Here is a 7,447-nt window from a genome sequence, read left to right as displayed (position 1 = left end):
GCGGCGTGATCCACTCCCCCGACTTCGGCCGCTTCGTCGAGCACGCACACAATCTCTGGGGCAGCCCGGTCTACTACCGCCTGTAGCGGGTCGTTTCGGCGCTGACCGTTTTTCGAGTCAAGCGCGCCGTCGGCGGGCGGGCGCTCCGGTGACTTCACACCGCCGACGAGCGCGCGTCTGCCCGCTGAACGCGCGCTCAGTTGTGGCCTAACGGCTGACGTCCTCCGAGTGATAACATTTGGAATCGAATCTTTATGGATTCGATCACCGCAACGGCGCGGGGAATGCCAGACTTGCCCCAGCCGATCAGGTTGTTCCACCACTCGACGCAGAGGATGAGATCCGTGTCCACTCCCACGCTTCAGAACTTCGTCAACGGCCAATTCGTTCCGCCGCAGGGCACCGAACTGCTCGACATCGTGAATCCTGCCACGGGCGAGATCGTGGCCCGGGCTCCCATCTCCACGGCAGACGACGTCGACACCGCGATGAAGGCGGCCAAGGCCGCATTCAAGCCTTGGGCACGACTCACGCCCAGCGCCCGCCAGCTCGCACTTCTCAAACTGGCCGATGCGATCGAGGCGAACGCCGATGCGCTCGTCGAGGCCCAGCACCGCAACACCGGCCAGCCGCGCAACACGATCCGCACCGACGAGGTCGAGGCAGGAGCGGACCAGATCCGCTTCTTCGCGGGTGCGGCCCGACTGCTCGAGGGCAAGAGCGCCGGCGAATACATCGAGGGCACGACCTCGTACGTGCGCCGCGAGCCCATCGGCGTTGTCGGCCAGGTCACGCCGTGGAACTTTCCGTTTCTCATGGCGATCTGGAAGATCGGCCCCGCCCTCGCCACAGGCAACACCATCGTGCTGAAGCCCAGCGACACGACGCCCGAGTCGACCCTCGAACTCGCGCGCATCAGCCAGGGCATACTCCCCGACGGCGTGCTCAACATCGTTCTCGGCAACGGGGCCACGGGCGCCGCGATCGTCGAGCATCCCACGCCCGGCCTGGTCTCGATCACGGGATCGGTGCGCGCGGGAATGGCCGTCGCATCCGGGGCCGCGAAGACCCTGAAGCGCGCCCACCTCGAGCTCGGCGGCAAGGCGCCGGCGATCGTATTCGACGGCGTCGACGTGGCCAAGACGGCCGCGGCGATCGCCGACTTCTCGTTCTACAACGCCGGCCAGGACTGCACCGCGATCACGCGGGTGCTGGTGCAGCAATCCATCCACGACGAGTTCGTCACGGCGTTTGCGAGCGAGGCGGCCGAGCGCACGACGGGCAGCGCCGACGACGGCGACAACTACTTCGGCCCGCTCAACAACGTCAACCACTTCCGCGATGTGAAGACGAAGGTCGAGTCGCTTCCCGACCACGCGGTCATCGCGACGGGCGGCCACCAGGTCGGCACCACAGGATTCTTCTTCGAGCCGACCGTCGTCACGAACGTGCTGCAGAGCGACGACATCGTGCAGGAGGAGACATTCGGGCCAGTCATCACCGTGCAGAAGTTCTCGACAGAAGACGAGGCCGTCGAGCTGGCGAACGACGTGCGCTACGCGCTGGCCTCGAGCGTCTGGACGACAGACCACGCCACGGCCATGCGCGTCTCCCGCGACCTCGACTTCGGCGCCGTCTGGATCAACACCCACATCTTGCTCACGGCCGAGATGCCGCACGGCGGGTTCAAGTACTTGGGCTACGGCAAAGACCTGTCGATGTACGGCGTCGAAGACTACACGCGCATCAAGCACGTGATGTCGTCGCTCGAATAGGAGTAGCTGTGACCATCACGCATCGCCTGCCGCAGGAGCGGCGCATCACCGGCACGTTTCCCGGGCCGAAATCGGCCGCCCTCACCGAGCGCCGCCGCAAGGCCGTGTCGGCGGGCGTCTCGTCGCTCGTTCCGGTCTATGCCGCGGATGCCGATGGCGGGGTCGTCGTCGACGTCGACGGCAACTCCTTCATCGACCTGGGCGCCGGCATCGCGGTCACCAGCGTCGGAGCATCCAATCCGGCGGTGGCCGCCGCCGTCGCCGAACAGTCCACGCACTTCGCACACACCTGCTTCACGATCACCCCCTACGAGGGCTACGTCGAGGTCGCCGAACTGCTGGCCGAACTGACCCCGGGCGAGCACGAGAAGCGGTCGGCGCTGTTCAACTCCGGCGCCGAAGCGGTCGAGAACGCCATCAAGGTCGCCCGCCTCGCCACGGGTCGCGACGCGGTCGTCGCCTTCGACCACGCCTACCACGGGCGCACGAACCTCACGATGGCGCTCACAGCCAAGGCCATGCCCTACAAGACGAACTTCGGTCCGTTCGCGCCCGAGATCTACCGCATGCCCATGTCGTACCCGTTCCGCGACGAGCCGGGCCTCAGCGGAGAAGACGCCGCGAACCGCGCCATCCTGGCGATCGAGAAGCAGCTCGGCGGCGACCAGGTCGCGGCCTTGATCATCGAGCCCATCCAGGGCGAGGGCGGCTTCATCGTGCCCGCCCCGGGCTTTCTGCCCACCCTCAGCGCGTGGGCCACGGCCAACGGCGTCGTGTTCATCGCCGACGAGGTGCAGACCGGCTTCGCGCGCACCGGGTCGTGGTTCGCCAGCGACCACGAGGGCATCGTCCCCGACATCCTGACCCTGGCCAAGGGCATCGCCGGCGGGCTTCCGCTGGCGGCCGTCGTCGGTCGCGCCGAGCTGATGGATGCCGTGCATCCCGGCGGCCTCGGAGGCACCTACGGGGGCAACCCGATCGCGTGTGCCGCGGCAGTCGCATCCATCGCGCAGATGCGCGAGCACGACCTGGCCGCGCGTGCGCGCCACATCGACGAGATCGTGACGCCCCGACTGCGGGCCCTGGCCGACGAGACCGGGGTTATCGGCGACGTTCGGGGCCGGGGCGCGATGCTCGCCATCGAATTCGTGCGGCCGGGCAGCACAGAGCCGGATGCCGATATCACCAAGCGCGTCGCCGCTGCGGCCCTCGAGGCGGGCGTCATCATCTTGACCTGCGGCACCTACGGCAACGTCATCCGGCTGCTCCCGTCGCTCGTCATCGACGACGCGCTTCTTCTCGAAGGAATCGGCGTGCTCGAAGACGCCGTCCGCTCCTCCCTTCACCTGAAAGGAACCAACCCATGACGTTCCACCCCCTCGACCCGCTGAACGCCGACGAGTTCCGCGCGGCATCCGCGATTCTGAAGCGCGAGAAGGGTGTCGGCTCTGGCTGGCGATTCGCCTCGATCGAGTTGATCGAACCGCCGAAGGCCGCCGTGAGGCAGTTCGAGGCCGACGGCACGGTTCCCGAGCGCCGCGCGCGTCTCGTGGTGCTGAACCGCGCCGAGAACGCGACGTACATCGCGATCGTGTCGCTCGCATCCGATGCCCTCATCGAGTTCACCCACGTGCCCGACGTGCAGGCGAACTTCACCGTCGACGAGTGGGAGGAGGCCGACGCCGCGCTGCGCGCCAACCCCGAGGTGATCGCCGCTCTCGCCAACCGCGGCATCACCGACCTCGAACTCGTGTTCATGGACACCTGGACGTACGGCGCGGCGGTCATTCCCGAGAAGTACGCAGGGCGCCGGCTCGGCTGGAGCGACACCTGGGTGAAGTCGCAGCCCGGGGCCAATCCGTACGCGGGGCCGGTCAACGGCTTCCACTGCGTGATCGACGTGAACACCATGGAGTTGCTCGAGATCGAGGACAGCTTCACCGTGGAGACGCCCGAGATCATGGGCGAGTACGTGCCCCACCTGATCCCGGAGCGCGTCCGGGAGCGCTCCGTGCGCCCCCCGTTGAAGCCGCTCGACATCGTGCAGCCCGAGGGGCCCAGCTTCGAGGTCGACGGCAACCTCATCGAGTGGCAGAACTGGTCGCTGCGAGTGGGCTTCAACTACCGCGAGGGCATGACCCTGCACTCGATCACGTACAACGACGGCGGCGAGGTGCGCTCCATCGCGAACCGCCTGTCGTTCTCCGAGATGGTGGTTCCCTACCGCGACCCGAGCGTCGACCACTTTCGCCGCACCGCGTTCGACATCGGCGAGTGGGGCCTCGGCTTCATGACCACATCGCTCGAACTCGGATGCGACTGCCTGGGTGAGATCCGCTATATCGACGCCGTGATGCACGACTCGCACGGCGAGCCCTACGAGATCCCGAACGCGTTCTGCATCCACGAAGAAGACAACGCCGTGCTCTGGAAGCATGTCGACCACGACGCGGGCGCCGAGGTGAGGCGGATGCGCCGGCTCGTCGTGTCGTTCCACGTCACCGTGGCGAACTACGAGTACCTCGTCTACTGGCGCTTCTACCAAGACGGCAACATCGAGTGCGAGGTGCGCGCCACCGGCATCATGGTGGTCACCCACATCGACGAGGGCCAGGCGCACCCCAATGGCACGCTGGTCGACAACCGCACGTACGCGCCCTTTCACCAGCACTTCATCGTGGCCCGCATGGATCTCGACATCGACGGCACCGAGAACACGGTGTTCCGCTCCGAGACGCAGATCGTTCCGATCTCCGACGAGAACCCGCACGGGCTCGCACTGGTTCAGGCCAACACCCCGATCGAGGTCGAGGGCCACGACGACTACGACTGGAACACGCAGCGGGCGTGGAAGGTCGTGAACGAGAACAAGCGCAACACCATCGGCAACCAGGTGGCGTACAAGCTCGTTCCGGGAGGCGCCATCCCGTCGTTCTTCGCGCCCGGCTCGGCCGTGCTCGAACGCGCCCAGGTGATCGGCCACACGGTCTGGGTGACGCCGAACGACGAGAACGAACGCTGGCCCGCGGGCGAGTTCGTGAACCAGAGCTCGGTCGACCACGGCCTGCCGGAGTGGATCGAGGCGGAGCGGCCCGTGCGCAATACCGACCTCGTGCTCTGGTACGTGTTCGGCATCCACCACATCACCCGCCAAGAGGACTGGCCGATCATGCCGAGCGACACCGTGTCGTTCTGGATGAAGCCGGTCTCGTTCTTCGATCGCAACCCGTCGCTCGACGTGGAGCCGAGCCCCGGCGCGCACTGCGCGCCCGGCCACGACCACGCGACGCACGACCACGCCGATGGTATGACCCACGACCACTGATCGAAGGAGCACCAGAGTGACTCGCACAGCGAACTACGTCGTGGCCTACGAGGCCACCGAGCGCGGACGGGAGTCGGTCGAGCTCGGAATCGCGCTCGCGCGGCTGACCGATGCCGAGTTGCGCATCTGCATCGTGCTTCCGCAGAGCACCGCGGTGCCCGCGAAGGTGCCGGCATCCGCGGCCGACTTCGAGGGCATCATCGCCCAGCGGGCGCAGCTGTGGCTGGATGAGGCCATCCAGAACGTGCCCGCCGACGTGACGGCCACTGGCCACGTGCTGTGGGCCGAGTCGACGTCGGAGGGGCTGATCGAGGCGGCGCAGGCCTTCGAATCCGACCGCATCGTCGTGGGAGCGGCCCGCAACGGAATCCTGCAACGCTTCACGATCGGCAGCGTCGCGAACGCCCTGCTGCACGCCTCGCCCGTGCCGGTAGCACTCGCGCCGCGCGGCTACCGGGCGCCGCAGCGCATCAGCCGCATCACGTGCGCCATCGGAACCCGACCGGGCTGGCAAGCCCTGCTCGACTCCATGGTCTCGATCTCGGAGGGCCTCGACGTCGAACTGCGCTTCGTGACCCTGGTCGAGGTGGGAGCGGGCGAATCGCGCCCCGTCACCAGTGACGAGCACCTGCTGACCGTGCTCGACTACTTCTCTGCGCGCGAGAAGACCGAGGGCACCCTCTCGACCGAGGTCGCGGAGGGCCCGAGCGTCGAGGCCGCCGTCGAGGCCCTCGGATGGCGGCACGATGAGATCGCCCTGGTCGGGTCGAGCCGGCTCGCCTCACCCAGCCGCATCTTCCTCGGCACCACCGCGAATCGCATGCTGCACTCTTTGCCTGTTCCCCTCATCGTCGTTCCCAACGACGCCGCCTAGCCCGCCACCTCAGCAGAAGGATCGAAACCATGGCACGAAAGAACGCAGCCTCGTCGACCAGCCCGGGGAACGCAGGCGACGCGGGCGTCGACTTCATCGACGCGGCAGATGCGAAGACGGGACTCTCGTCGAAGGGCCTGTCGGCCGGATCGATCGGCCTGCTGGGCGCCACCGTCATCGGAATCTCGTGCATCGCGCCGGCGTACACGCTGACTGCGTCGCTCGGGCCCACGGCCGCCGCGGTCGGAACGCAGATGCCCGGTATCTTCCTCGTGGGCTTCCTGCCCATGCTGCTCGTGGCGCTCGGCTACCGCGAATTGAACAACGCGATGCCCGACAGCGGCACCTCGTTCACCTGGGCGACGCGGGCCTTCGGCCCGTGGCTCGGCTGGCTCGGAGGCTGGGGCCTGATCGTCGCCACGGTGGTGGTGCTCTCGAACCTCGCGGGGGTCGCGGTCGACTTCCTCTACCTCGCGATCGCGCAGATCACCAACAATCCCGATATCGCCGACCTCGCCGGTAACATCCCCATCAACATCCTCACCTGTCTGGTCTTCATGGTGGGAGCCGTCTATGTGTCGTACCGCGGCATGGAGACGACGAAGTCGCTGCAGTACTGGCTCGTGGGCTTCCAGCTCGTCGTGCTCGTGTGGTTCGCCATCGCGGCCATCGTTCACTTCGCAGACGGCTCGGCCTTCGAGGCCACCGAATTCAGTATCGACTGGTTCAACCCGTTCGCGGTTCCCACCTTCTCCGCGTTCGCCGCCGGCGTCTCACTCTCGATCTTCATCTTCTGGGGCTGGGATGTGACCCTCACCATGAACGAGGAGACCAAGAACCCGAAGACCACACCCGGCCGGGCCGCGACGCTGACCGTGGCGATCATCTTCGTGCTCTACATCCTCGTCGCGGTCGCCTCGCTCATGTTCTCGGGCATCGGAACGGGCGAGCTCGGCCTCGGCAACGAAGACATCTCGGGCAACGTGTTCGCGGCGCTGGCCGGACCGATCATGGGGCCCTTCGCCATCCTGTTGTCGCTGGCCGTGTTGTCGAGCTCGGCGGCGTCGCTGCAGTCGACGTTCGTCGGCCCGGCCCGCACGATGCTGGCGATGGGTCACTATGAGGCATTCCCGAAGCGCTTCGCGTCGATCAGCCCGCGCTTCAAGTCGCCGGGCTTCGCCACGGTCATCGCGGGCGTCGTGGCGTGGGGCTTCTATGCCGTGATGCGAGTGGTGTCGACCGACGTGCTCACCGACACCATCCTGACCCTCGGCATGATGATCTGCTTCTACTACGGCGTCACGGCTCTCGCCTGCGTCTGGTACTTCCGGCGGGAGGCCTTCTCCAGCGCCCGGTCGTTCCTCCTCAAGTTCCTCGCGCCGCTTCTCGGCGGCATCATCCTCGCGGTGATCTTCGTGACCACGCTGATCGACTCGATGAACCCCGACTACGGCAGCGGATCGAACATCGCAG

At 66.9% G+C, this 7,447-nt stretch carries 5 protein-coding genes; all 5 read left to right on the top strand.

From position 1 onward, the window contains the following. Positions 1–335 precede the first annotated feature (335 nt). Positions 336–1,775 carry a gamma-aminobutyraldehyde dehydrogenase gene (locus ACE5CZ_RS06275; RefSeq protein ID WP_374946479.1) on the top strand — a complete coding sequence of 480 codons (1,440 nt, stop codon included), beginning with the start codon at positions 336–338 and terminating at the stop codon, positions 1,773–1,775. An 8-nt stretch (positions 1,776–1,783) separates the two neighbouring features. Then, positions 1,784–3,142 (top strand): 4-aminobutyrate--2-oxoglutarate transaminase, encoded by a 1,359-nt coding sequence (gene gabT / locus ACE5CZ_RS06270; RefSeq protein WP_374946478.1) that lies wholly within the window; start codon positions 1,784–1,786, stop codon positions 3,140–3,142. Then, positions 3,139–5,100 (top strand): primary-amine oxidase, encoded by a 1,962-nt coding sequence (locus ACE5CZ_RS06265; protein ID WP_374946477.1) that lies wholly within the window; start codon positions 3,139–3,141, stop codon positions 5,098–5,100. Before gabT ends, ACE5CZ_RS06265 begins: the two co-directional genes overlap by 4 nt. Positions 5,101–5,116: 16 nt before the next feature. Beyond that, complete coding sequence (locus ACE5CZ_RS06260; RefSeq protein ID WP_374946476.1) at positions 5,117–5,974, top strand: universal stress protein; 858 nt, start codon at positions 5,117–5,119, stop codon at positions 5,972–5,974. Positions 5,975–6,003: 29 nt separating this feature from the next. Then, positions 6,004–7,447, top strand: a 1,444-nt coding sequence (locus ACE5CZ_RS06255) for an APC family permease (RefSeq protein ID WP_374946475.1), incomplete at its 3' end; no start/stop codon positions are given.

Origin of the sequence: Agreia sp. (assembly GCF_964263775.1) — a bacterium.
GTDB lineage: Bacteria > Actinomycetota > Actinomycetes > Actinomycetales > Microbacteriaceae > Agreia.
This window is presented reverse-complemented; position numbering and strand designations above follow the sequence as displayed.

Excerpts from the sequence above, each read along its gene's own strand:
- ACE5CZ_RS06275 (WP_374946479.1), top strand. The coding sequence starts at position 336 with ATGAGATCCGTGTCCACTCCCACGCTTCAGAACTTCGTCAACGGCCAA.
- ACE5CZ_RS06265 (WP_374946477.1), top strand. The coding sequence starts at position 3,139 with ATGACGTTCCACCCCCTCGACCCGCTGAACGCCGACGAGTTCCGCGCG.